Consider the following 24,669-nt stretch of genomic DNA (forward strand, 5'->3'; position numbering starts at 1 on the left):
ACCAATGTTGACCACGGAACCCGAAGGGAGGGGACAGACGATGACGCTGCTCAGTGAAACCCAGAGCACGACGCCGCTCGGCGTGGCATTCGAGACAGCCGCCGTCTATCGGCACATCGCGCCCGTCTCCGCTCCGGTCCGTGGCACCACTCTGCCCGGCGCCGTCCAGATCACGACGCTGAGCACCGTGAAGACCATTGACACCACCGATATGGGCGCCGTTGCCGTCCTCGGACGTGGCCGTGCAAATGCCGGCCTCGGTTGGCAGCCGGTTACCGGCTCCGAGAAGCGTCACGGCGCCACCCGCGGGAGACCGCCTCGAGAACATCGAATGGGCTTATAGACAGCAGCCCACTCGGAACTCTCGAGGCCGCGAATCCCGCAGACGGGATCGCGGCCTTTTTGTTTGGCTTAAATGCCAGGTCGCGGCCCTCCAGTTGAAGACAACGAGACAGATTGCGAAGCAATTGAGTCCGCAAACAGCACTGATGCGACCGAACGCTGACAAGACCAGCAACATGCGAGAGGAGACCGAGTTCATGACCGACACCCTCATCGGGCCCGAGCTGCGAGACCAGGCCCGCGAGACCGGCGGCGACCTGGCCTGCCGCGAGTACGACGCCGACCTGTGGTTCTCGGAGCAGCCCACCGAACTGGAGTTCGCCAAGTCCCTGTGCGCCGACTGCCCGGTGCGCCTGGCCTGCCTGGCCGGGGCGCTCGAGCGCCACGAGCCCTGGGGCGTGTGGGGCGGCGAGATCTTCGAGAAGGGGAACGTCGTGGCCCGCAAGCGGCCCCGCGGCCGGCCCCGCAAGGACGCCGCCCTCATCGAGCGCGCCGCCCAGGAGGAGCTCGCCGAGCGGACCCGGGAACTCGCGCTCGCGGGGGTGACGGTGTCATGACGGTCGAATATCTGAGCCGCCATCTCAAGAACGATGTCGGCATCGAAGATCTCGGACCCTCGTTCACCGTGGAGGCCGAGACGATCCGCCCGATGGAGCTGACCTTGGTCGCCAGCGTCGGACGGCTGCGCATGCGGAGCCTGTGGAAGGAAGCCGGATACACGGGGCGTCACCGCCGCCGGGGCCGACTTTGACCCAGCACTAACCGCGTTGGCTGAAGGGGTCCATCCCTGCGAGGGGATGGGCCCCTTCTGTTATGCCCGAACGGTGTTCAGCGGTTGGGGTCGGTGCCTTCAGGATCGGCGAACCCCGGGAGCCACTCCTCCAGGATCGAGCGCCACGGCGCCGTCGCCCCGAGCTGGCACAGGACGCCGATCGAGCCCATCGTCACGCGGTGGATCAGCAGGTAGGCAGGCGGGAAGCTCAGCTGCTTGTTCAGCTTCGCGGCCTCCGAGCCCTGCCCGGTCAGCCGGGTGCTCTCCTTGCGCAGCCACTCGCGCGAGAACTGGAACTCCTCGCCCGCGATCGGCTCCAGCATCGGCTGCAGCAGTTCGAGCATCGACTTCGCGTCGATGTGCAGCCCCGGCGGCACGAACCCCTCGCCGCGCAGGCCCGCGACCACGTCGTCGGCCTTCCCGTCGAGCGTCAACCGCGTCAGGCGCCCCACCTGCACCGGCATCCCGCCGGGCATGCGTGCGGCCGCGCCGAAGTCGTAGACCACGAGCCGCCCGTCCTCGCCGATCGCGAAGTTCCCCGGGTGCGGGTCGGCGTGCAGGAGCCCGGCGCGCCTCGGCGCCGAGAAGTGCAGGGTCGCCAGCCGCAGCCCGGCCGCGTCCCGCTCCTCCTGCGTGCCCTCGCTGATGACCTCCGCGAGCGGGCGCCCGCTGATCCACTCGGTCACGAGCACCTCGGTGCTCGCGTGCACCACCTCGGGTACCACGATGAGCGGGTCGCCCTTGAACGCCTCGGCGAACTGCTGCTGCGTCGCCGCCTCCAGCTCGTAGTCGAGCTCTTCGAGCAGCCGCTCGCGCAGCTCCACGGTGATCTTCTTGACGTCGAAGTTCGGTTGCAGCACTTTGAACATGGGGGCCATTCGCGAGAGGTGGCGCAGGTCGGAGCGGAGCGCGTCGCCCGCGCCCGGGTACTGGATCTTGACGGCGACCCGCCGCCCGTCGTTCCACACGGCCCGGTGGACCTGGCCGATGCTCGCGGCCGCCGACGGGGCGTCGTCGAACTCGATGAACCGTTCACGCCAGTCGGCGCCCATCTGCCGCTCGAGCACGCCGTGGACGCTCGCCACCGGCAGCGGGGGAGCGGCGTTCTGCAGCTTCGTCAAGGCCTGCCGGTACGGCGCGGCCAGGTGCTCGGGGAGCGCGGCCTCGAAGATCGACAGGGCCTGGCCGAGCTTCATCGCCCCGCCCTTGAGCTGCCCGAGCACGCTGAAGACGTGTTCGGCGGTGCGCCGCTGCGCCTGCTCGCTCAGGATCTCGTCGGCCAGCCCGGTCACCCGCTTGCCCAGCCCCACGGTCGCCCGGCCCGCCAGCCCCAGGGGCAGGGACGCGAGTTTCATGCCCCGGACGATGGCCCGGCGCGGGAGGTCGTCACCTGAATGGGCGGGTCCATGCCTGTCGCTCACGTTCCCAATGCTCTCACGGGGAAGCGGCAGTTGGCGACGGCACGGGCACGCCGTGTCGTCCCGTCTCCCGTCCCGCCCGGCGTCCCTGTGAGGACCCGTCGCACCTCGGAAATCCCTTACGCCTGGTGCCACCTGATGCCAGGCCTGCGTCACCCGCACGGGTGAAGCGGCGCGCCGGGACTTACAGGCGTGAAATCTGTGGCATTCTGAGGCCGGACGATTGCGCAGAGTGACCGTCACAACTGGGTCCGCACGGCGGACCCGCGCACAACAGGGGGAAACCAGTGGTTCAAGCGACGAAGACCTACACCGGCTACTGCGTCAAGTGCCGCGAGAAGCGCGACTTCGAGGGCACCGTGGTCGTCTCCGACTCGGGCCGCCGGATGGCGAAGGGCACGTGCCCGGTCTGCGGCACGAAGATGAACCGGATTCTCGGCAAGGAATCGTGACCTCGGGGCCGGACGGCCCCAACCCCTCGTCTGATCCCACTATGCGGGAGATCGGCGGGGGGATTTTCTTGGCATTTCATAGCTCTCGCCGCAATCGCGACATCCGCGTTATGCGATTGTCACCCCCCGGGTTTAGTGTGCGTTCATGGCGCGCAAAGTGCATCCCCCCGTTGAAGTGCGGCGCTCTCCCCGACGCCGGGCAACCGTAGCGGCCTATGAAGAACGAGGTCGCGTGGTCGTCATGATCCCTGACGCCTTCTCGAAGACCGAGGAGCAGGAGTGGATCGACCACATGCTCGCGAGACTGCAGCAGCGCGAGGCCAGAGACGGCCGAGCGTCCGACGCGGCCCTGCGAGACCGAGCCGTCAGGCTCGCCCGCCGGTACTATCCCGAACACCCCGAATGCGCCACCCCCAGGAGCGTCCGCTGGGTCGACAACCAGCAGCGCCGATGGGGTTCGTGCACCCCGGCCGACGGCACGATCCGGATCTCCCGCCGGATCATGATGATGCCCTCATGGGTGATCGACTACGTCCTGCTCCATGAGCTGGCGCACCTGGTCCACACGGACCACTCGCGCCCGTTCTGGGACATGGTCGGCCGCTACTCCAAGGCCGAACGGGCCCGCGGCTACCTCGAAGGCATCGCCGACGCCGAGGCGAGCGAGCGGCAGTAAGACGGCCGCGACCAGGCGCTCCGGGCCGGAGCGGCACTGAACGCTGCCCAGGAAAGCCAGGGCGCTACTTGTCCCCGGGCTCCTCGTCGTCCTCGTCCTTCGGGTCGTTGACCGCGAGCTGGTCGAACATCGACATGTCGAGGTCCTCGAGCGCCTCGGAGACCGAAGCGAACGACTCGGGGTGCTCCAGGTCCGCCGCGCTCGGCATGAGGTCGGGGTGCGCCCAGACCGCCTCGCGGCCCTCGACGCCGCGCGCCTCGGTGAGCGACTGCCACAGCCGCGTCGCCGCCCGCACCTTCGCCGGGTCGAGGTCGAGCCCGACCAGCGCCTCGAACGTCTGCTCGGCGGGACCGCCGGTCGCCCGGCGCCGCCGCGCGGCCTCCATGAGCCGGTCGATCGTCGGCAGCCGGTCGCCCACGGCCTCGGCCACCACGGTGTTCACCCATCCGGCGATGAGCGCCAGCGTCGTGCCCAGCCGCGACAGCGCCGCCTTCTGCTGCTCGGTGTCCTCGGTCTTGAAGACCTCGCTCAGGTCCAGGGTCGCCGCGGCCTCGGGGTCCATCGGGTCCATGCCCGACATGGCCTCCTCGATCGCCGACTCGTCGATGCGGATCTCCCGCGCGTACGCCTCCAGCGCGCCCAGCAGGTGCGCGCGCAGCCACGGCGCGTGCGTGAACAGGCGGTGCGTCGCGGCCTCGCGCAGCGCGACGTACAGCCGCACCTCCTCGACCGGCAGCTCCAGGCCCTCCGCGTACTCGGCGATGTTCCCCGGCAGCAGCGCGGCCACGCCCGTCTTGCCAAGCGGCAGACCGACTTCAGAAGAAGAGAGCACCTCACCGGCGAGCTTCGCGAGCGCCTGGCCCATCTGCGCCCCGAACAGGGCCGAGCCGACGCCCTTCATGACGTCGGCCATCGGGCCGAGCATCCCGGCCATCTCTTCGGGCACGAGCGTCTGCATCGCCTCGCCCATCTGGGCGGCGAGCGGCTCGGCGAGCTGCTTCCAGGAGTTCTCGGTCTGCGCGATCCACTGCTTGCGGGTCCACGCGTCAGAGGCCGAGACGCCCGAAGGCCAGTTCACGGCGGAGTCGAGCCACAGGTCGGCGAGGCGCACGGCCTCGGAGACCTGCGCCTGCTCGGCGGGGCCGACCGTGTTCTCGGCCTTCAGCTCGGACTCGGCGAGCTGCTTCGCGAGCTGCCAGTTGACCGGACCGGACGACAGCGACTGCGCCATCATCTGCTGCAGCTGCTGCATCATCTGCTGCACCCGCGGATCGTTCGGGTCGGGCAGGTCGCCGCCCAGATTGCCGAAGCCGAATGGAATGTCGGAGCCCATAGGGCCAACCGTACGTCAGAGTAGGGGTCCCGGGCCACGGCCCGCCGAACTGGAGGCGCCCTGTTCGCTGCGGGCCGAACCAGCCTGTGGGCTAGGGCATGTAGGCTTCCGCGCATGCGAAGGCGAGGAATCACCGTCCTGTTGGGTGCGGTCCTGGTGGCGCTGCTGACCTGGCAGGCGCTTTCGATGGACGTCGCCTACGTGGTCTTCAGCCCCGGCCCCACCGAGGACGTCCTCGGTGCCGAGGAGGTCGACGGCGTCGAGCGCCCGATCATCTCCGCCGACACCGAATACCCCTCGGAAGGGGAGCTGCGGCTCACCACTGTGCGCGTGAAGCAGTCGGTGACCCTCGTCCAGGCCCTGCGCTACTGGCTGTCCAATGAGTACGCGATCGTCCCGCGCGACCTGGTCTACCCGCCCGGGGAGTCCGAGGAGGAGATCGCCGAAGAGCAGGAGGCCGACTGGGCCGAGTCCCAGTCGAACGCCGAGCAGGCCGCCCTCGGCTACCTCGGCGAGCCCGCCGTCATCGAGGTCGTCGCCGACTCCGGCGGCCTCCTCAAGGGCGACGTCGTCACCGCCGTCGACGGCACCGCCGTCACCTCGCTCCAGGACCTCGCCGATTACGCCGAGAGCGAAACCACCGTGACCGTCACCCGCGCCGGAGCGCCCGTCGAAGTCCCGAACGTCAAGCTCGGCGAGGCCGACCTCTCCTCCACCCACGACGACCCGTACGGCATCACGATCGACACCGAAGCCCTCGACATCGGCGGCCCCTCGGCGGGCCTGATCTTCGCGCTCGGCATCGTCGACCGGGTCACCGAGGGCGACCTGACCGACGGGAAGGTCATCGCCGGGACCGGCGAGATCGACTCCGAAGGCAACGTCGGCGGCATCGGCGGTATCCAGCAGAAGGTCACCGCCTCCGTCGAACTCGGCGCGGAAGTCTTCCTCGCCCCGGCTTCGAACTGTTCGGACGCCGTCACCGTTCCGCACGACGACATGACTATTGTCAAAGTCGAGACGCTCGCAGACGCGGTCTCGGCGCTTGAGTCCCTAGCGGCCGGCGGGGAAGTCACGACCTGCTAGACCCCGTCGCATTTTTACGGCTCGCATGTACCGCCGAGCCTGAGCCGCAAGACCTGAAGGAGTTGCAGCAGTGGCGAACCGGACGCCCACTCCCCCACGGATGAGCCGACGAGGACGCTACGTCCTGATACTCCTGGTGGGCGCGATCGTCCTCCTCTCGGTGCTCGGATGGCTCGTCGGCCTCCGCACCGACTACCTCTGGTACGACTCGGTCGGCTTCACCGCCGTCTTCTCGACCATGATGTGGACCCGCCTGGGCCTGTTCGGGGTCTTCACCCTGGCCATGGCCGCCTGGACCGGCCTCAACCTCTACCTCGCCTACCGCTTCCGCCCCGACACCTGGCCCGCGACCAGCGAGCAGGAGGGCCTGGAGCGCTACCGCGAACTCATCTCGCCCAAGGCCGGCTGGTGGATCGGCGGCGTCGCCGTCATCGTCGGCATCTTCGCGGGCATGTCCGCCCAGTCCCGCTGGGAGACCTGGCTGCTGTTCCGCCAAAGCGGCACCTTCGGCGAGACCGACCCCGTCCTCAACATGGACGCCGGGTTCTACGTCTTCCGGCTCCCCTTCTGGCAGTTCCTCATCGGCTTCGGCTTCGCGGCCGTCGTCGTCGGCATCCTCGCCTCCCTCAGCGCCTACTACCTCTACGGCGCACTGCGCTTCTCCGGCCAGGGCGACCGGATGACCAACGTCGCCCGCATCCACCTCTCGGTGCTCGTGGCGCTCTTCCTCGGACTCAAAGCCGTCGCGTACTACTTCGACCGCTTCGACTTCACCACCATGGACAACCAGGTCACCGGCATCGTCGGCGGCGGCTACACCGAGATGACCGCCCTCATGAACGCCAAGAACGCGCTCATCTGGGTCTCCGTCATCGCAGCCGTCGTCATCCTCGTCTTCTCCTGGGGCTTCACAAGGTCGCTTGCGCTGCCCGCCGCGGCCCTCGGCCTCGTCGTGGTAACCGCGATCGCCGCGGGCGGCATCTACCCCGCCGTCGTCCGCAACTTCCAGGTCGAGCCCAACCGCCCCCAGCGCGAAGGCCCCTACGCGCAGCACACCATCGACGGCACGCGCTACGCCTACGGCATGGAGGACCTGGAGGCCACCACGTACCCGGTCGCCTCCCAGCCCAACGCCGAGACCATGGCCGCCGACCAGTCGACCGTGCCGTTCGTGCGCCTCATCGACCCGTTCGTCGTCTCCGACGCCTTCACCCAGGCGCAGCAGCCGCGCAGCTTCTACGACTTCAACGAGAAGCTCGACATCGACCGCTACACCTACACCGACGAGAGCGGCCAGGAAGTCACCCAGGACTTCGTCGTGGGCCTGCGCGAACTCAACCCGGGCCAGCTCACCGACGAGCAGCAGGACTGGACCGTCGCCCACACCGTGTACACCCACGGCTGGGGCTTCGTCTCCGCCTCGACCACCGAGAGCGACTCGGGCGCCCCCTGCTTCACCTCCGGCGTCCTCTCCGACGACCCCGGCAACTGCCAGATCGGCAACGACATCATCGACGTCGAGAAGCCCCAGATCTACTACGGGCTCTTGAACAACGAGTACGCGATCGTCGGCGTCCCCGAAGGCGACACGCCCCGCGAGTACGACCGGCCCACCGACGTCGCCGTCAGCGACGAGGACTCCGCTGAAGGCGACGCCGAGGAGATCGGCGGCGACCGCTACACCACCTACGAAGGCGACGGCGGCATCGACATCGGCTCCATCGGCTCCAGGCTCCTCTACGCCTGGGAGTTCCAGGAGCCCCGCTTCCTGCTCTCCGACCAGATCAACGACGAGTCGCAGCTGCTCTACAACCGGAACGTGCGCGAGCGCGTCCAGAAGGTCGCCCCGTTCCTCACCGTCGAGGCCGACCCGTACCCGGCCGTCGTCGACGGCGAGATCGTCTGGATCGTCGACGGCTACACCACCACCAACGACTTCCCCTACTCCGACCGGGTCAACCTCGCCGACGCGACGAACGACACCTACTCCGGCCAGGGCGTCGCCAACCAGCCCTCCGAGGAGATCAACTACATCCGCTCCTCGGTCAAGGCCGTCGTGAACGCCTACGACGGCTCCGTCGAGCTCTACGAGTTCGACACCGAGGACCCGATCCTCAAGGCCTGGAACGAGATCTACGGCGGCGACCTGGTCACGCCGAAGGAGGAGACCCCCGAGGCCCTCGAAGCGCACTTCCGCTACCCGCAGGACCTGTTCAAGATCCAGCGCAGCCTGCTCCAGCGCTACCACGTCGACGAGTCGCGCACCTTCATCGAGGGCAGCGAGGCCTGGGCGACCCCCGAGGACCCGTCCCAGCAGACGCCGGTCATCCAGCCCGCGTACTACGTGTATGCGACCTACCCGGAGCAGACCCAGCCGTACTTCCAGCTCACCAGCACCTTCACGCCGAGGAACCGCGAGAACGCGCTGGCGAGCCTCATGTCGGGCTACTACGACGAGAACGGCGACCCGCGCCTGCAGATCTACGACGTGGTGGGCGGCGACGACCAGTCGGTGCGGCAGATACACCAGATCATCACGTCCACATCGGAAGTGGTGACGACGCTGCGCGACGCCACGCAGGCCGGGACCACGGTGGAGTGGGGCAACCTGCTCGCGCTGCCGGTGGGCGACGGCATCCTGTACCTCGAGCCGATGTACCTGCGGCGGCAGGCGGGCGGCCAGGGCGAGGACCTGCCGCGCCTCACGAACGTCGCGATCAGCTACGGCGGGTACGTGGGCTTCGCGCCGACGTTCGAGGAGGCCGTGGCCATGGTGGTCGAGAAGTACGTCTCGGGCGCGCCGAGCGAGGCCGAGCAGAACGAGGGCGAGACCGACGGGGAGACCCCGACCGAGACGCCTTCGGAGACGCCGAGCGAGACGCCCACGACCGAGGCCCCGGCGGACCCGCCGGAGGTCGAGGCCGCGATCACGAAGGTCCTTGAAGCGCAGGCGGCTTACGAGGAGGCGCAGGCCTCCGGCTCGAACGAGCAGGAGGGCGCGGCCTTGGACGCCCTGCTCGCCGCGCTCGACGAGCTCGAAGCCGCGAGGCAGGCGGCGGGCCAGTAACGGCCCTGCTCCGCAAGTGAACTGAACAGCGCCCGGCGGCCGAGAGGCCGCCGGGCGCTTTCGCGTCCGCCTCAGCCGCCGAAGGCGGCCGCGTGCTCGACCGCCCACTGGCCGAACGTCAGTGCGGGCCTCCCGAGCAGGCGCTCCACGGTGTCCGTGCGCGGTCCCGCCTCCCGGGCGAAGTCCGCGAGCGAGCCGAGCAGCCGGGCCGGGATCTCCTCGGGCAGGCCCTGGGCGAGCATCGCGGCCCGCACCTGCTCGGGCGCGAGCTCGACGAACGGCAGGTCGCGCCCGATCGCCTCGCCGATGAGCTGCGCCTTCCGGGTTTGCGTCAGCGACTCGGGCCCGGTGATCACATAGGAGCGGCCTTCGTGACCGCTCTCGGTGAGGGCCTTGACCGCCACGCCCGCGATGTCGCGCTCGTGGATCGTGGAGGACGCGGCGTCCGCATACGCGCCGCGCACCGCGCCGCTCGGGACCTGCGGCGCCCAGGCCAGCGTGTTCGTCGCGAAGTCGGTGCAGCGCAGGTGCGTCCAGGCCAAACCGGAGTCCTCGGCCGCGCGCTCGGCGGCCTTGAAGCCCTCGGCGAACCGCGGCTCGCCGGCCGGGTGCACGACAGTGGCAGACGAGATCACGGCCACCCGCCGCACGCCTTGGGCCGCAGCCGATTTCAGCAGGTTCGCGGCCTCGGCCCCGGCCGCGCGGGGGCTGAGCAGGACGCCTTCGACACCCGCCCAGTGCTCGTCGAGCGCACCGGGTTCCGAGGGGTCGGCGCCGATGACGCGCACGCCCTCGGGCAGGTTCGCGGCGGCGGGATCGCGGGTCACGGCGGCGACAGCGTGCCCGCCCGCGAGCAGGAGTTCGATGGCGGAGCGGCCGACCGGGCCGGTGGCGCCGATGATGACGATCATGGGGGAGTTCCCTTCGAGTCGAGCGGTATCGACTCCTAGAGCGATCCGCGCTCTCAGCCGTGACAGCCCGCCCGTGTGAACCCGGTCGCAACCGGGGCCCGCGAACCGCCGCGATCGCGGCGGGGCCGCTCCCGTTCGTGCCCGTGACCACCGCGCCGATGCGGCGGTCACCGCCGCCGACTCGACCGAGGCCCGACATGCGGCCCGCGCCGGAACCCGGTACGCCGAAGGGCGGCACCGAACTTGGTGCCGCCCTTCGGCTTCCTCTACTGCTCGTCTTCGTCCGGGGTCGCCGTCTCGTCCGACTCGGGCTTGCACGCCTCCGCGTCCGCCGCGCGCTTCACCGTCAGCTGCACCGTCGAGCCCGGGTCGACTTCGCTTCCGGCGCTGGGAGACTGGCGCACCACGCCGCAGCGGGCCTCGCCCTCGCCCTCGTAGTCCACCGCCGGAGTCAGGCCCGACTCCTCGATCCGCGCCCGCGCGTCGGACTCGGACTGCGTGACCACGTTCGGCACCGACGTCTTCGCGGGCGGCGGAGGCGACTCGCTCTCCGAAGCGCTCGGCGATCCGCTCGGCGTCAGCGAGGGCCCGGCCGAGGCCGTCCCCGCCGGGGCCTCCGATGCCGCTGCGGCCGAGGCGGTCTCGCTCGGGTCGGCCGACGTGGCCTCGCCCCCGTCGTCATCGCCGTCGTCCCAGAAGCCGCCGTCGCCGTCCTGGCCCTGCACCTCGGCGCCGTCCAGGCCGGTCTCGCCCGCAGGCAGCGCCCCCTGGTTCTCCTTCTCGTTCCACGGCAGGGTGATCGCGATCGCGCTGATCGCCGCCACCGCCGCGAGCGTCGCCGCCAGAGAGAGCCACAGCCCGCGCTTGCGCGACCGCGGCGACTCCCCGGAAGGCACCGGCGCTGCTCCGGTAGGACCGGTCGGCGGCGCCGCCATGTGCGCTCCGGTATGCGAACCGGTGAGCGGCGGCAGCGTCTGCCCGTCCGTGTGGTGCGGCAGCGGCGCCGACGGGTGCGGCTCGCGCGGCGGCGACTGCGGCGCGCGCGGGACCGGTTGCGGCCCACTCTGGTACGCGGCGTGCGGCCCGGGCCGCACTCCCGTGTCGCCCTCCGGCCGCCGGTGCGCGCCCGAAGGCGGCCCGACCGTGCCGATCGCGCCCGCCACGGGAGCCCCGAGCCCAGCGCCGTTGGCGGCGGCGATGGAACGCACCGGCTGCACCCGGGTCCGCGTCATCGCCGGAGCGCGCCCGGCGAGCAGCGCCGCCCGCGTCTCCCTGCAGGCCTCGGCCAGTTCCGCGGCGTCGGTCCAGCGGGCCGAGGGCTCCTTCTGGAGCGATCGCCGCACGATCTCGGCGACCTCGTACGGGATCTCGGTGGGCAGCGGCGGCGGCGCGTTGCGCAGGTGGGCCGAGAGCACCCCGAGCGGGGTGTCGGCCTTGAACGGCGGCGACCCGGCCAGGCACTGGTGGGCGACGACGCCGAGCGAGTACAGGTCCGAAGCGGCCGTGAGGTTCTCACCCGCGGCCTGCTCGGGGGACATGTACGTGACGGTGCCGAGGACGACCCCGGTGGTCGTGAGGGTCAGGTTGTGGCTGACGCGCGCGATCCCGAAGTCCACCAGGACGACCGAGCCGTCGGCGCGAACGAGGATGTTCCCGGGCTTGATGTCACGGTGGACGATCCCGGCGGTGTGGGCCACGTGCAGCGCCTCGGCGACGCCGCCGACCACGCGCAGCGAGTCGGACGCGCTGAGCTTGCCCCACAGGCCGAGCAGCCGCGAGAGCGGCTTGCCGTCCACGTACTCCATGATCAGGTACGCGAGCTGGGCGTCCTCGTCCTCGATCTCGCCGTAGTCGTAGACCTCGACGACCCCGGGCCCCTGCATGACGGCGATGGCGCGCGCTTCGCGGCGGAACCGCTCGCGGAAGCCCCGGTCGTCGACGAGGTCGGCGAGGAGGACCTTGATCGCGACCGTGCGCCAGAGGATGGTGTCGACGCCTTCCCAGACGTCCCCCATGCCGCCGCCGCCGATACGGCGTTCGAGCCGGTACCGCCCGTCCAGGACCACGCCCGGCTTGAGGTTGCGAGTGCTCAGCATCCGGCGGCTTTCCCCTTCTCGGCGAAGCTCTCAGCTGTGAATTCGCCTAACGTCGGACCAGTACTGAGGGTCTAACGAACGGGGGCGGGTGAGGCTACGCGCTGGATCGGGCGAACTTCGGCCCGATGGAGGGATTTTCGGCGCCGCCACCGCGCGCGGCGCCGATGCTACGACTTCGCGGCGGCGACCACGGCGCCGAGCGGGCGCACGGGGGTCGCGGGGCCGGGCTCGGGGAGCGCGCGGGACGCGGTCTGACCGCTGACGGCCTGGCCGAGCTGGCCGTCCCAGCACGCCCACGAGTGGCAGGGCCAGGACTGGCCGCAGTGCCCGCACACGGGGTGCTTGGCGCCGCGCTGGTCGAGGGCGGGGGTGTGGCGCTTCCACCAGCGCGCCTGCACGCGCCAGAGGCTCGGGACCAGCACTTCGCTGGGCGGCTCATCCGGCGGGGGGCTGTCGAGTGTGTACGGACTTCGCAACGCAGGCTGCCTTTCGGGTCTTTCGATGGGTTCAGATCGCTTGTGGCCCTTGGTATCTGGGGCTTGCGGTCCGGTATGACCTGGTCGATGCCGAGTCGCGGTGTCGAATCGGTACAGTCGGGGGGAGGCGGATAGCCCCTCCGTACAGTAGAATTGCACATGCAGAATTTGGATGCAAGAGGTATAACCGGATCGGGTGGCGATTCCTCCCGCCCCGCGGCCGCGCAGGCGAGACCCGGACGATCGGTCTCGGCGACGCCGGCGGGCCGCACTTGAGAACAGCTGACGTTACCGGGTGAGCGGCCCAGAAGTCCTCCACCTCTCGGTGCGTCCTCACCGAATCCGGAGAGATCAGGGTGTCAAATGGGTACATCGAACGACAACGCTGAGAGCGATCTGCCGAAGAAGTTGGGAGGCAAGGCGATGCCTTCGACCGGCAGCCCCACCGTCCGCCGCCGCCGTGCCGGGAAGATCCTCCGGGACCTGCGCGAGAAGTCCGGCAAGGACGCCAACGACGCCGCCGCGGCCCTCGAGGTCACCAGTTCCACGATCTACCGCATGGAGCTCGGCCGGGTCGGGATCAAGCCGCGCGACGTCCAGGCCCTCGTCGAGGTCTACGGAGTCGAGGACGCCGACCTCGTCGACGAGCTGGTGCGCCTGGCCCGCGACGGCCGCAAGCGCGGCTGGTGGGCCCGCTACTCCGACACCATCTCCCCGCCGTACGCCACGTACATCGGCCTGGAGCAGGACGCCTCCAGCCTGAACGTCTACGACGGCCTGATCATCAACGGGCTCTTGCAGACCCGCGAGTACGCCAAGGCCACCTTCGGGATGGTCCCGGAGCAGTCGCAGCGGTTCATGAACGAGCGGATCGACCTGCGCATGGAGCGCCAGCAGCGGCTGCGCGGGGACCTCAAGATCTGGAACGTCATCGACGAGGCCGCGATCCGCCGCGTCCTCGGCGGCCCCGAGGTCATGATCGCCCAGCTGGAGAACCTGCTCGACCTCGGTTCGCTCCCGAACGTCCACCTCCAGGTGCTGCCCTTCGCGGGCGGGGCGTACCCGGGGATGCTGTCCTCGTTCACGATCCTCGGCTTCGGCCCGCTCGAAGGCGAGGTCGACCCCGGCTACCGCCACCCCGACGTCGTCTACATCGAGGGCCACAACGGCGACGTCTACGAGGAGGGCGCCGACGTGCAGCCCTTCCACGAGATCTTCGGCTACCTGCGCTCGGCGGCGCTCGACCCGGGCCGGAGTCTGGAGTTCATCGAGCAGCAGGCGCAGCACCTCAAGTCCGAGCTCTAGCGAGACGCGGGCTCTAACGGCGAAACGCAAGGGGGCGGACACGGAACCGATTCCGTGTCCGCCCCCTCGCCCGTCCTTCTTACCTGCCGGATGTCCGCAGCAGCGAGCGCCAGTCGGCTCGGCTGGCGCGCAGGATCGGGCTCACCGTCAGCTTGGTGTCCCTGATCTCCACGCCCGTAACCGCGAGCCTGGCCTCAACACAGGCCCCGTTGGGACCTGACCTGCTGCTCTTCCTCCATGTGTGGGTCAACATGGATCTCCTCCTTCCAAGGAGCCTTCGAGTCCCCAGGACGGTGTCGAGCTTAACCATTGCGCAACAAGGCGAACGTCGACTATCCGTCAATATCAGGTTCCGGACAGAACGACTGCCGCGCTTCACCAATGCGGTGTGCCGCAGGGTGCCTCCGCACTCCCGGGCTCGATTTGGACCGTCGCGTGCGCGATGTCGAATTGTTCTGCCAGCGTCCGCTGCGCGTCGCCGAGGACGGTTCCGGGGTCGGCGCCCGAGTCGAGGGCGAGATGCACGGTGGCCACGTCCATGCCCGAAGTCAATGTCCACAGATGGAGGTCGTGGACTTCTTTCACCCCATCGAGTGCAGCGAGCGCGCGTTCGACCGCTTTCGGGTCGACGCCGACGGGGGCGTGCTGGAGGAGGATGCGCAGCGCGTCGCGGCCGAGGCGGTAGGCGCGGGGCAGGATGAACAGGCCGACGCCGACGGCGATGAGGCTGTCGGCGGCGTACCAGCCGGTGAGGGCGATGACCGCGGCGGCGGCGATGACGCCGAGCGAGGCGATCGCGTCGCCGAGGACCTCGGTGTAGGCGCCGCGCACGTTGATCGACTCGGCGGCGGCCGAGCGGAGCAGGAGCAGGGAGGCGATGTTCGCGGCGAGGCCGAAGACGGCGACGGCGAGCATCGGGCCGGACTGCACCTCGGGCTGCTCGCCGAGGCGGCGCACGGCCTGGACGATGACGAACCCGGCGACGCCGAACAGCAGCACCGTGTTCGCCAGGGCCGCCAGTACTTCGAGCCGGTACATCCCGTAGGTGCGCCGCGGCCGCCCGCCCGCGCGCCGGACGGCGACGATCGCGGCGAGGGCCATCGCGATGCCGAGGGCGTCCCCGAGGACGTGCCCGGCGTCGGAGAGCAGCGCGAGGGAGTGGGTGTACCAGGAGGCCACGGCCTCGACGGCCGCCACCGCGAGGGCGAGGCCGAGCGCGAGCCACAGTCTGCCCCGATGCTGCGCGCCGAGCGAGGCGGCTCCTGCGTGCGAGTGGTCGTGGCCCATGGAGGGCGGCCTCCTTGTAGTCGGTGCGGGCGGTGCGCGCCCTCAGCGGTGGAGTCCCCACCGCCATCGAATGCTAACATGCGCACTATTGCATATGAAGGCCCCGGGGATGATTCGGCTCCGCGTACCCCGGGTATTTCCCCGCCGGACACCCGCCCGTGCGGCGCCCGTTCCGCGGCATTTGCGTACGGCACAAATGGAAACGCCGGAACCGGGGGGACTTTCACAAATGCGCGGCAGGAATGGAATAATATTCGTACGAACATCATCAGCACTGGTCACGGGGGGTGACGATGAAAGACGCCATTGAAACCTCTACCATCGCGTTCATCGCAATCGTCGCGATCGTCCTCATCTTCGCAGCCGTCCTCGGCCTGCGATCCGTCATCGAGACCAAGCGCCGCCGAAAAGCCAGGGCCAAGACCGATGCCGAAGCCTGGACCGAGCTCCTCGGCAACCAGCTCCACATCGCACCGGCCTCCGTCGGCGACACCGAAGCCGCCGCGGCCCTCGACCGCGCCAGGAAACTCCACCACAAGGCGGTCGAGAACCTCAAGACCGCCAAGAAGGCCAAGCAGTTCGCGCGCATCCGCACCTACGCGCTCGCCGGACTGCACAACCTGAACATCATGCGCCGCCGCCTCGGCAAAGCCCCCGGACCGCAGGGCCCCATGCCCTTCAACACCGCGGGCTCCGCCAAAGCCGCCAAGCGCGACAAGAACGTCCGCGACGTCCCCACAGGACCGTCCACCGGACTGCCCTTCTAGGGGGTGTCTGGGGGTCACTGACGGCCGCTATCCGGCCCGTTTGCCCGCTCGCTGCGTTGTCGGCCCTCCGAATACAACACCGGTATTCGGAGGGCCTTCCGCCTTGCGAGCGAACAAACGGACTCGGATACCGACTCGCCAGTGACCCCCAGACACCCCCTGGCCCGAGCAAGCGAAACGGGGGCGGCCCCAGGCCGCCCCCGTTTCGCCGTACCCGCTACTGCTCGACGGGCTTGCGCGGCGACAGGAGGTCCATCACCCACATCGCCAGCGACACGATGATCGCGCCCCAGAACGCCGCCCAGAAACCGTCCACGTAGAACCCCAGCCCCAGCTCCTCGGAGACCCAGCCCGTCAACCAGAACATCAGAGCGTTCACCACCAGCCCGAACAGGCCCAGCGTCAGCACGTACAGCGCGCACCCGATCGCCATGATCAAGGGCTTCACGAACGTGTTCACCAACGTGAACACCAAGGCCACCAGCACGAGCGAGAAGAACCGCTCCAGCACCGAGTCGCCGTACAAGTGGATGCCGCCCACGATTGCCGTGGCCAGCCACAGCGCCAGCGCCGTCAAGACCAGGCGCACCAGAAATCTCATCATCCGGCCAGTATCGCCGCCACGCTGACCCCACGTCCAGTTTCCGCCGAGACGGGCAGAACGAACCGGCACAGGCGAAACCGAGCCGGGCCCGCGGATTCACCCCCGGTTCACCCCGGATCGAACCCGCCGCCACCCGCCGCGCCTACAGTCGCCCCAGCCCCGCTTCGCTTCCACACCTGCCTCGCGCAGAAGGAGAAACCATGAGCGACCCGATGTACCCGGCGCTCGGCCGCACCGTCGATCCCCGCCGGATCGGTGCGAACCCCGCGCCCGCACCCCAGCACGCGCCGACCGGCCACAGCGCCCCCACCGTCTTCGACATCCGCGGCGTCAACGTCTTCTACGGCGCCTACAACGCCGTCAAGGACGTCAACTTCACCGTCGCCAAGAACGAGATCACCGCGCTCATCGGCCCCTCGGGCTGCGGCAAGTCCACCCTGCTGCGCTCCCTCAACCGCATGAACGACCTCATCCCCGGCGCCCGCGTCGAAGGCACCGTCGCCTACCACGGCCAGGACGTCTACGGCCCCGGCGTCGACCCCGTCGAGGTCCGCCGCCGCATCGGCATGGTCTTCCAGAAGGCCAACCCCTTCCCCAAGTCCATCTTCGACAACGTCGCGTACGGGCCCAAGATCCACGGCGTCCCCCGCGCCGAACGCGAAGCCATCGTCGAGGACTCCCTCAGGAAGGCCGCCCTCTGGGACGAGGTCAAGGACAAGCTCAAGCAGAGCGCCCTCGCCCTCTCCGGCGGCCAGCAGCAGCGCCTGTGCATCGCCCGCACCATCGCGCTGGCGCCCGAAGTGGTCCTCATGGACGAGCCGTGCTCGGCCCTCGACCCGATCGCGACGGCCCGCATCGAAGAGCTCATGGTCGACCTCGCCAAGCAGTTCACCATCGTGATCGTCACGCACAACATGCAGCAGGCCGCCCGCGTCTCCGACAAGACCGCGTTCTTCTCCACCGAGGTGAACGAGCTGAGCGACACCCGCACCGGCGTCCTCGTCGAGTTCGACGACACCCAGCGGATCTTCACCACCCCTTCTGACGAGCGCACCGAGAACTACGTCACCGGCCGCTTCGGCTAGTCCCGGAACCACGAAGGGCCCCACCGGATCGGTGGGGCCCTTCGCGTATGGAGTGAGACAGTCGGTAACTAGCGCTTGTCGATCGCGAACCGCGCCGCGATGACGCGCGACACGATCGTGAACAGGAAGACGATCGCGATCAGCGTCAGGGCCGCACCCCAGGCGCGGTCCTGCGAGGCCGCGAACGGCTGGCTCGCGTTCCGGAAGATCTGCGCCGCGAGCGTCGTGTTGGCGCCGTCGAACAGGTCGGGCTTGTACACGTACGTCAGGCCCACCGTGACGATGATCGGCGCGGTCTCGCCGGCCGCGCGCGCGACCGCCAGGAGCGAACCCGAGGTGATGCCCGAGGACGCCGCCGGGAGCACCACGCCCATGACCGTGCGCCACTTGCGCGCGCCCAGCCCGGCCGAGGCCTGCCGCAGCTCGTCCGGGACCAGCCGCAGCATCTCCTCAGTGGAGCGGATCACGATCGGCAGCATCAGGCAGGCCAGGGCGAGCGCCCCGGCGAACCCGGTCCGGTCGTCGATCACGGTCACGTAGCCGACGTAGATGAACAGGCCCATCATGATCGAGGGCACACCGGTCATGACGTCGGCCATCGTGCGGATGAACTTCGCCAGCGGCTTGTTCTTGCCGTACTCGTTCAGGTAGACCGCGCCGAGCACCCCGATCGGGATGGAGATGAGCGCCGCCATGCCGGTGATCAGCAGCGTCCCGAGGATCGCCGGGCCCATGCCCGGGCCCGCCGTGCGGTAGTTCCGCGGGATCTCCTCGATGAACCAGTCCAGGCTCCAGGTCGAAGCGCCGCGCGAGACGACCTGGTAGGCGACCAGCGCCAGCGGCAGGGCCGCGACCAGGACGCACAGGGCGATCGCGACGGTCGCGCCCTTGTCGGCGAAGGACCGCCGCAGCGACAGGTTGCGCCCCGACAGGTCCGGAGGCGTCGCGCCGCCGTTCGTCAGCGTCGTCATGAGTGGGCACCCTTCATTTTGATCTCGGCACGCCGGACCACGACGCGGGCCAGGAAGTTGATCAGGACGGTGATGGCGAACAGCAGCACGCCGATCCCGATGAGCGCATCGGTGTGGAGCCCGCCCGACTCGCCCCACTGCTGGGCGATGACTGCGGCCATCGTGTTGCCCGGCGCGAACAGGTTCGCGTTGACGCCGATCGCGCCGCCGATGACCAGGGCCACGGCGATCGTCTCGCCCATCGCCCGGCCCAGGCCGAGCATCGAGGCGCCGACGAGCCCGCCGAACGAGTGGGGGAGGATCGCGCCCTTGATCATCTCCCAGCGGGTCGCGCCGAGGGCGTACGCGCCCTGCTTGTCGATGTCGGGCACGGTCGCGAACACCTCCCGGGAGATCGAGGTGATGATCGGGATGCACATGACCGCGAGGATCAGGCCCGCGGTGAAGTAGTTGCGGCCCGTGTTGGTCTCGTCGAAGATCAGGTTCAGGCCCGGCACGGGGGCCACGACCCCGGCCCACCACTGGTACAGCGGAGTCACCCACGGGATCAGCACGATGCTGCCGACCAGGCCGAACACCACCGACGGGACGGTGGCGAGCAGGTCGACGACGGTCACGATGTACTTCCGGCTGCGGCGGTGCGCCACCTCCGTGATGAACAGCGCAATCCCGATCGACACCGGCACCGCCACGACCATCGCGATGATCGAGGTCACCAGGGTGCCGTACAGGAACCCGAGCGTGCCGAAGATTTCGTCGCTGGGCGACCAGCGGGTGCCCGTGAGGAACTCGACCGGGTCGAGGGCGATGGCGGGCCAGGCCTGGACCGAGGTCGTGATCAGGATCAGGCCCAGCACAATGAGGACCATGAGTCCGGCCAGGGTCACCAGGCCGGTGAATCCCCTGTCGGTGCGGCGGGAGCGGGCTTCGCCTCCGAGGTCCACCTCGGGGGGCGCTTCGGGGGTTGCCGTAGCGGTCACGTTCGTCTCTCCGGTTTCATCGTCGGAACGGCCGAAAACCCCATCGGCGTCGCGGCCGTTGGGGTCATCGGTGTCTCCGGTGTGCTTAGGCAATCGTCTCGTTGAGCTTCTCGACGGCCTTGGCCCGCAGCTCCTCGGGCAGCGCCGCGAAGTGGGCGTCGGCAGCGATGTCCTGGCCGTCGGTGAGCAGGTAGTTCACGAACTCCTTGACGCCCGCCGCGACGTTCTCGTCCGCGTACTCGGTGCGGATGAGGATGTAGGTCGGGGCCACGATCGGGTAGGACTCGGCGCCGGCCGCGTTCAGCGGGCTGTACGACAGGTCGTCAGCGACCTCGGCGCCCTCGAGGGCGGCGGTGGAGGCCTCCAGGCTCGGCTGGATGAACGCGCCGTCGGCGTTCTCGATCGAAGCGGTCACCAGGTTGGTCTCGATCGCGTCGGAGAGGTCGACGTAGCCGATCGCGCCTTCGGTCTGGGTGATCACGGTGGCGACGCCGGTGTTCTTCTCGCCGCCGATGGAGCCCTCGGGCCACTCGATCTCGTCCGAGGCGCCCAGCGTCCAGGTGTCGGTGGCCTCGTCCAGGAAGGTCGAGAAGTTCTTGGTGGTGCCCGAGCCGTCCGAGCGGTGCGCGATGGTGATCGCGGTGCCAGGGAGCTCGAGGTCCGGGTTGGTCTCCAGGAGCGCGGGGTCGTTCCAGGTCGTGATGTCGCCCTGGAAGATCGCGGCCAGGGTCTCCTGGTCGATCTGGAGGCCCTCGAAACCGGGCAGGTTGTACGACACGGTGATCGGGGCCGCAACGGTGGGGATGTACTGGAACGAGCCGGGCTCGGGGCCGTCGTCGTCCTTGACGAGCGAGTCGGTGCCCGCGAAGTCGTTCAGGTCCTGGCCGAACGCCTCTTTGCCGGCGCTGGAGCCCTCGGCGCTGTAGGTCACGACAAGGTCGGGGTTGACTTCGGCGTACGCCTCGATCGCGGCGGCGTAGAACGCGTCGGGGAAGCTCGCGCCGGAACCGACGATCTCGCCGGAGGCCAGGTCGCCCGACCCGCCCTCGTCGTCGCTTCCGCCGCAGGCCGCCAGGCCGAATGCGAGGGTTCCGGCGGTGATGCCGCCGATGATGGCTCTGCGGTTCAGTTTCATGTTCACAGCTGGTCTCTACTCCGTCTCCCGGCGCTCGGCCGGGCTACTGCTTCACTGTCCGCAACCATCAAAGCCAGACCCGGTGTTCACCCGCTGACTTGGAGTTGAACTCAAGGTGAACGACTGAGCGCGATTCGCAACAGTGCCGTAGGACCTGCCGGGGACACCCCTCTGAACAGGCGGTTTTACCGGGTCTCACCCCGGCCGTGATCGGACCGTTATGAACGGTCCAGGTGAACATCCCCTGTCACGAGGTACACGACCTGATGGGAGATGCGCACCGCGTGGTCCCCGAACCGCTCGAAGAACCGCGCCAGCAGCGCCGCGTCCACCGCCGTCTGCGGCCCGTACCCCAGCCCTGGCAGCTGCGCGTGGATGCGCTGCTGGATCGCGTCCAGCTCGTCGTCGTCCAGCCCCATCTGCGAGGCGATCAGCTGATCGTGCTCCTCCAGCACCGTCACCAGCTTCTGCGAGAGGTGCACCGCCGCCGCCCCCATCGCCGCGAAGTCCGCCCGCAGCGAATCGGGGACCACCGGCACGGGCGCGCGCAGCAGCACCGACTTCGCCACGTGCTTCGCCAGGTCGCCCATCCGCTCCAGGTCCACCGAGATCCGCACGGCCCCCAGCACGAACCGCAGGTCCGTCGCCACCGGGTCGTACTGCGTCATCAGCTCCACGATCCGGTCGTCCACCTGGAACTGCAGCGCGTTCACCTGGTCGTCCGCGGCCACCACCGCCTCGGCCGCCGCAGTGTCGGTCTCCAGGAGCGCCGCGCTGGCCTGCTCGACGGCCTCGCCGACCCTGCGGGCCATCTCGACCAGCAGCTCGTTGAGTTCGTTGAGATGCATGTGGAAGACGTTCGCCATAGTGGACCAATCGAGGTAGGAGGGGCCGGATATGCGCCCAGTCTAGGCATCGGGGGCCTCCCCGAGGCTTCCCCGGCGGGGAAACTCCGGGCGAACACGCATGGACGAGCGGCGTTAGAGTGAGGACGACGCACGAACGATCCCCATGGAGCGGACCAGATGACCTACCCCTCGCAGCCGGGCTACCCGACGCCGCAGTACGGCGGCCAGTCCCCGCAGCAGCCGCAGCAGCAGAACAACCTGTGGCTCATCGGCGGCGCGGTGCTGACGGTCCTCATCATCATCATGACCGTGATCCTCCTCGTAGTCCAGCGCACGCAGGGCTCGGACAGCGACAGCAGCGGCGGCGGCGACGATCCCACGAGCGAAGGCACGGACGACGGCGGCAGCGATGACGGCGGCAGCGACAACGGCGGCGATGACGGCGGTGACGACGGCGGGAACCAGCAGGCCACCGAGCTCACCTCCGAGGCCTGCGACGCCTTCGACATGTCCGCCTTCGAGGAGGCCTTCGGCCCGGTCGACCCGGACCAGACCTCCCGCACCGAGACCAGCTCCAACGGCCTCGCAACGCTGAGCTGCTCCTTCTACAACGAGGACGTCACCGGAGTCAACCTGCGGATCTCCGACTACGAGACCGTCGAAGAAGTCGTCGAGTGGGTCGAGTACGACGCCGAGTACTACACCGCCGCGGACGGCTACGAGTTCAGCGAGTACACCGAGTACGGCGACGCCGGCAGCCTCTACTCGACCACCACCGAAGGCACCCAGACCGTGACGCTCCACGTCGCCGTCGGCAGCCTCGACGTGTCCGTCTACACGACCCTGTGGGACGGCGAGGGCATCGACGCGGCCGCCGCCACCGCGGCCCTGGAGGACATGGTCGCCCAGTGCGGCGACCTGTTCGCCGACTACAAGTAGCGAAAAGGGCCCGGCAGCCGTGAGGCCGCCGGGCCCTTTTTCCATGCTCTCCGGGAAACCAAAAAGAGGCCCTGTGACCAGGACCTCTTGTGTGGTGCGCCGCCAGGGACTCGAACCCCGAACCCGCTGATTAAGAGTCAGCTGCTCTGCCAGTTGAGCTAGCGGCGCATGATGTTTGAGTATCTACCAGGCTTTCGCGCCGGTGTCCCTCACACGAGGAGAAACTTTAGCATGTGCCGCGGGCTCCGTCTCCGGGGGTCCCCGAGGTGGCTACGCTTGGGCGGTGACAAGTTTCGTAGACCGCGTGAATCTCCAGGTCGTTGCCGGTAAGGGTGGCAACGGCTGTGTGTCGGTCCACCGTGAGAAGTTCAAACCGCTCGGCGGACCAGACGGCGGCAACGGCGGCCACGGAGGTGATGTGGTCTTCGTCGTAGACCCGAACGTGCACACCCTGCTCGACTTCCACTTCCAGACCCGCCTCCAGGGCGGCAACGGCAAGCAGGGCGCCGGGTCCAACCGGGACGGCGCCAACGGCGAGTCCATCCGGGTGTCCGTGCCCAACGGCACCGTCATCTACTCCGAAGGGGAGGTCCTCGCCGACCTCACCGGCATCGGCAGCGAGGTGACCGTCGCGCACGGCGGCCGCGGCGGGCGCGGCAACCGCGCCCTCGTCAGCTCCAAGCGCAAGGTCCCCGGCTTCGCCGAACTCGGCGAGCGCGGCGACGAGCACAACGTCGTCCTCGAACTCAAGAGCGTGGCCGACGTCGGCCTCGTCGGCTTCCCCTCCGCCGGGAAGTCCTCCCTCATCGCCGCGATGTCGGCCGCCCGGCCGAAGATCGCCGACTACCCGTTCACGACGCTCGCCCCGAACCTCGGGGTCGTGTCCGCCGGGGAGACGACCTACACGATCGCCGACGTCCCGGGCCTCATCCCGGGCGCCGCGGCCGGCAAGGGCCTGGGCCTCCAGTTCCTGCGGCACATCGAGCGCTGCGCGGTCCTCGCGCACGTCGTCGACTGCGCCAGCCTCGAGTCCGACCGCGACCCGGTCTCGGACATCGACGCCCTGGAGCACGAGCTCGCCGAGTACGGCGGCCTCACCGACCGGCCCCGCATCATCGTCCTCAACAAGATCGACATCCCGGACGGGCGCGAACTCGCCGACTACGTCCGCGGCGATCTCAAGAAGTACGGGTGGCCGATCTACGCCGTCAGCGCCGTGAGCCGTGAAGGACTGAAGGAGCTCAACTTCGCCTTCGCCAAGGAAGTGGTCGAGTACCGCGAGGCGCAGCCGCCGATCGAGGCGACCCGCGCCGTCATCCGCCCGCTCGCGATCGACGACTCCGGCTTCAACGTCAAGAGGGTCAAGCCGGCGTTCGAGGGCGACGTCGAATTCATCGTCACCGGCACTAAGCCCGAGCGCTGGATCGTCCAGACGAACTTCGAGAACGAAGAAGCGGTCGGCTACCTCGCCGACCGACTCGCGAACCTCGGCGTCGAGGCCGCCCTCGTGAAGCAGGGCGCAGTGCCCGGCTCGTTCGTCCGCATCGGCGATCACGAATTCGAGTGGCAGCCGACCGACCCGAACATCATTGCGACTGTCGGTCCCCGCGGCACGGACGCCCGATTCGAAGTCAGCGACCGCAAGGGCGCCGACGAGCGTCTCGCCGAGCGCAAGGAACGCCGCGCTGAAGTGCTCGAAAGGGTCGCGAAAGAAGAGGAAGCCAGGGGCAAACGCCGCAAGCGATAGCCTCAATTGCGGACTGACCTGCAAAAACATGGGGTTTGCAAGGGTGTGGCGCCGAGCACGTACCCCCCTTGCAAACCCCGGTTCAAGGTCGCGTAAATTTGTCTTTGCCCGAGGGGGAAACGGACAGGAAAGCCGAAAGGCCCTGGCCCAGAACCAAAAGGGTAAAGCTCCGAACGAATAGATCGGGGGCCCGAAACGGGCCAAAAACCGGTCTGGTAAGTTAACGGAGTCGCTCCGATCGGAGAGAAACTTTCAATAAGTTTCAGACCTGATTAGTGCGTGTTGTTTGAGAACTCAACAGGGTGTTTGGATGGTCAGCGTGCGGGCTGATCGAGGTCACTGGACAAGGTTTCGGTGATGCTTGGTTGGTAC

24 protein-coding genes and 1 tRNA gene are annotated in these 24,669 nt (G+C 69.0%); 12 read left to right on the plus strand and 13 right to left on the minus strand.

Annotated features, from left to right (window positions below; genetic code table 11):
- The first annotated feature begins 40 nt into the window (after positions 1-40).
- The 3 genes from ACZ60M_RS10200 to ACZ60M_RS10210 all read left to right on the plus strand — a co-directional run bounded on the left by ACZ60M_RS10200 (position 41) and on the right by ACZ60M_RS10210 (position 1,093).
- Positions 41-343, plus strand: coding sequence for a hypothetical protein (locus ACZ60M_RS10200; RefSeq protein WP_465416677.1), 303 nt, complete (start codon positions 41-43; stop codon positions 341-343).
- 196 nt (positions 344-539) lie between these two features.
- Positions 540-899, plus strand: a complete 360-nt coding sequence (locus tag ACZ60M_RS10205) for a WhiB family transcriptional regulator (protein WP_208499152.1) — start codon at positions 540-542, stop codon at positions 897-899.
- Complete coding sequence (locus tag ACZ60M_RS10210; protein ID WP_465416679.1) at positions 896-1,093, plus strand: hypothetical protein; 198 nt, start codon at positions 896-898, stop codon at positions 1,091-1,093. Before ACZ60M_RS10205 ends, ACZ60M_RS10210 begins: the two co-directional genes overlap by 4 nt.
- A gap of 77 nt (positions 1,094-1,170) precedes the next feature.
- On the opposite strand, the gene ACZ60M_RS10215 is transcribed toward ACZ60M_RS10210, so the two are convergent.
- Positions 1,171-2,469: an ABC1 kinase family protein gene (locus tag ACZ60M_RS10215; RefSeq protein ID WP_465416716.1), complete on the minus strand. Its 1,299-nt coding sequence runs from the start codon at positions 2,467-2,469 to the stop codon at positions 1,171-1,173.
- Positions 2,470-2,819: 350 nt separating this feature from the next.
- On the opposite strand from ACZ60M_RS10215, the gene ACZ60M_RS10220 reads away from it, so the two are divergent.
- Positions 2,820-2,984 (plus strand): DUF5679 domain-containing protein, encoded by a 165-nt coding sequence (locus ACZ60M_RS10220; RefSeq protein WP_270124158.1) that lies wholly within the window; start codon positions 2,820-2,822, stop codon positions 2,982-2,984.
- 145 nt (positions 2,985-3,129) lie between these two features.
- Complete coding sequence (locus ACZ60M_RS10225) at positions 3,130-3,660, plus strand: M48 metallopeptidase family protein (protein ID WP_465416682.1); 531 nt, start codon at positions 3,130-3,132, stop codon at positions 3,658-3,660.
- A 64-nt stretch (positions 3,661-3,724) separates the two neighbouring features.
- On the opposite strand, the gene ACZ60M_RS10230 is transcribed toward ACZ60M_RS10225, so the two are convergent.
- Positions 3,725-4,993, minus strand: coding sequence for a zinc-dependent metalloprotease (locus ACZ60M_RS10230; protein ID WP_465416684.1), 1,269 nt, complete (start codon positions 4,991-4,993; stop codon positions 3,725-3,727).
- Positions 4,994-5,107: 114 nt separating this feature from the next.
- On the opposite strand from ACZ60M_RS10230, the gene ACZ60M_RS10235 reads away from it, so the two are divergent.
- Entirely contained in the window at positions 5,108-6,079 is a 972-nt protein-coding gene (locus ACZ60M_RS10235; protein ID WP_465416686.1) for a YlbL family protein, read from the plus strand.
- Between the two features lie 100 nt (positions 6,080-6,179).
- The gene (locus ACZ60M_RS10240) at positions 6,180-9,146 is read left to right on the plus strand and encodes a UPF0182 family membrane protein (protein WP_465416687.1); all 2,967 of its coding nucleotides are present in this window, start codon (positions 6,180-6,182) and stop codon (positions 9,144-9,146) included.
- A 71-nt stretch (positions 9,147-9,217) separates the two neighbouring features.
- Here ACZ60M_RS10240 and ACZ60M_RS10245 read toward each other — a convergent pair whose 3' ends face one another.
- From ACZ60M_RS10245 to ACZ60M_RS10255, 3 genes are all read right to left on the minus strand, one after another.
- Positions 9,218-10,057: an NAD(P)H-binding protein gene (locus ACZ60M_RS10245; protein WP_465416689.1), complete on the minus strand. Its 840-nt coding sequence runs from the start codon at positions 10,055-10,057 to the stop codon at positions 9,218-9,220.
- A 266-nt stretch (positions 10,058-10,323) separates the two neighbouring features.
- Entirely contained in the window at positions 10,324-12,153 is a 1,830-nt protein-coding gene (locus ACZ60M_RS10250; RefSeq protein WP_465416691.1) for a serine/threonine protein kinase, read from the minus strand.
- A gap of 167 nt (positions 12,154-12,320) precedes the next feature.
- On the minus strand, positions 12,321-12,629 hold the full coding sequence (locus tag ACZ60M_RS10255) for a hypothetical protein (RefSeq protein ID WP_465416693.1): 309 nt from the start codon (positions 12,627-12,629) through the stop codon (positions 12,321-12,323).
- Positions 12,630-12,992: 363 nt separating this feature from the next.
- Between ACZ60M_RS10255 and ACZ60M_RS10260 the strand changes: the two genes are divergently transcribed.
- Entirely contained in the window at positions 12,993-13,934 is a 942-nt protein-coding gene (locus ACZ60M_RS10260) for a helix-turn-helix domain-containing protein (RefSeq protein WP_465416695.1), read from the plus strand.
- A 79-nt stretch (positions 13,935-14,013) separates the two neighbouring features.
- Here ACZ60M_RS10260 and ACZ60M_RS10265 read toward each other — a convergent pair whose 3' ends face one another.
- The gene (locus tag ACZ60M_RS10265; RefSeq protein ID WP_465416697.1) at positions 14,014-14,244 is read right to left on the minus strand and encodes a DUF397 domain-containing protein; all 231 of its coding nucleotides are present in this window, start codon (positions 14,242-14,244) and stop codon (positions 14,014-14,016) included.
- Between the two features lie 65 nt (positions 14,245-14,309).
- A complete protein-coding gene (locus ACZ60M_RS10270; RefSeq protein ID WP_465416699.1) occupies positions 14,310-15,221 on the minus strand; it encodes a cation diffusion facilitator family transporter in 912 nt (303 codons plus the stop codon).
- 293 nt (positions 15,222-15,514) lie between these two features.
- On the opposite strand from ACZ60M_RS10270, the gene ACZ60M_RS10275 reads away from it, so the two are divergent.
- Positions 15,515-15,988 (plus strand): hypothetical protein, encoded by a 474-nt coding sequence (locus tag ACZ60M_RS10275; protein WP_465416701.1) that lies wholly within the window; start codon positions 15,515-15,517, stop codon positions 15,986-15,988.
- A 217-nt stretch (positions 15,989-16,205) separates the two neighbouring features.
- Here the strand turns inward: ACZ60M_RS10275 and ACZ60M_RS10280 are convergent, their stop codons facing one another.
- Positions 16,206-16,592: a phage holin family protein gene (locus ACZ60M_RS10280; protein WP_465416703.1), complete on the minus strand. Its 387-nt coding sequence runs from the start codon at positions 16,590-16,592 to the stop codon at positions 16,206-16,208.
- A 200-nt stretch (positions 16,593-16,792) separates the two neighbouring features.
- Here ACZ60M_RS10280 and pstB point away from each other — a divergent pair, with 200 nt between their 5' ends.
- Positions 16,793-17,677, plus strand: a complete 885-nt coding sequence (gene pstB / locus ACZ60M_RS10285; protein ID WP_465416705.1) for a phosphate ABC transporter ATP-binding protein PstB — start codon at positions 16,793-16,795, stop codon at positions 17,675-17,677.
- Between the two features lie 68 nt (positions 17,678-17,745).
- Here pstB and pstA read toward each other — a convergent pair whose 3' ends face one another.
- The 4 genes from pstA to phoU form a co-directional block, all read right to left on the minus strand.
- Positions 17,746-18,648 carry a phosphate ABC transporter permease PstA gene (gene pstA / locus ACZ60M_RS10290; protein ID WP_465416707.1) on the minus strand — a complete coding sequence of 301 codons (903 nt, stop codon included), beginning with the start codon at positions 18,646-18,648 and terminating at the stop codon, positions 17,746-17,748.
- A complete protein-coding gene (pstC, locus tag ACZ60M_RS10295; protein WP_465416709.1) occupies positions 18,645-19,628 on the minus strand; it encodes a phosphate ABC transporter permease subunit PstC in 984 nt (327 codons plus the stop codon). Before pstC ends, pstA begins: the two co-directional genes overlap by 4 nt.
- A gap of 85 nt (positions 19,629-19,713) precedes the next feature.
- On the minus strand, positions 19,714-20,763 hold the full coding sequence (gene pstS, locus ACZ60M_RS10300) for a phosphate ABC transporter substrate-binding protein PstS (protein WP_465416717.1): 1,050 nt from the start codon (positions 20,761-20,763) through the stop codon (positions 19,714-19,716).
- Positions 20,764-20,981: 218 nt separating this feature from the next.
- Positions 20,982-21,611 carry a phosphate signaling complex protein PhoU gene (gene phoU, locus ACZ60M_RS10305; RefSeq protein ID WP_465416711.1) on the minus strand — a complete coding sequence of 210 codons (630 nt, stop codon included), beginning with the start codon at positions 21,609-21,611 and terminating at the stop codon, positions 20,982-20,984.
- A gap of 177 nt (positions 21,612-21,788) precedes the next feature.
- Between phoU and ACZ60M_RS10310 the strand changes: the two genes are divergently transcribed.
- A complete protein-coding gene (locus tag ACZ60M_RS10310; protein ID WP_465416713.1) occupies positions 21,789-22,550 on the plus strand; it encodes a hypothetical protein in 762 nt (253 codons plus the stop codon).
- A gap of 92 nt (positions 22,551-22,642) precedes the next feature.
- Here ACZ60M_RS10310 and ACZ60M_RS10315 read toward each other — a convergent pair.
- Positions 22,643-22,718: transfer RNA gene (locus tag ACZ60M_RS10315), tRNA-Lys, on the minus strand.
- Positions 22,719-22,833: 115 nt separating this feature from the next.
- On the opposite strand from ACZ60M_RS10315, the gene obgE reads away from it, so the two are divergent.
- Positions 22,834-24,297, plus strand: a complete 1,464-nt coding sequence (gene obgE / locus ACZ60M_RS10320) for a GTPase ObgE (RefSeq protein ID WP_465416714.1) — start codon at positions 22,834-22,836, stop codon at positions 24,295-24,297.
- Positions 24,298-24,669 lie beyond the last annotated feature (372 nt).

Source organism: Glycomyces sp. NPDC050141, assembly GCF_055586545.1.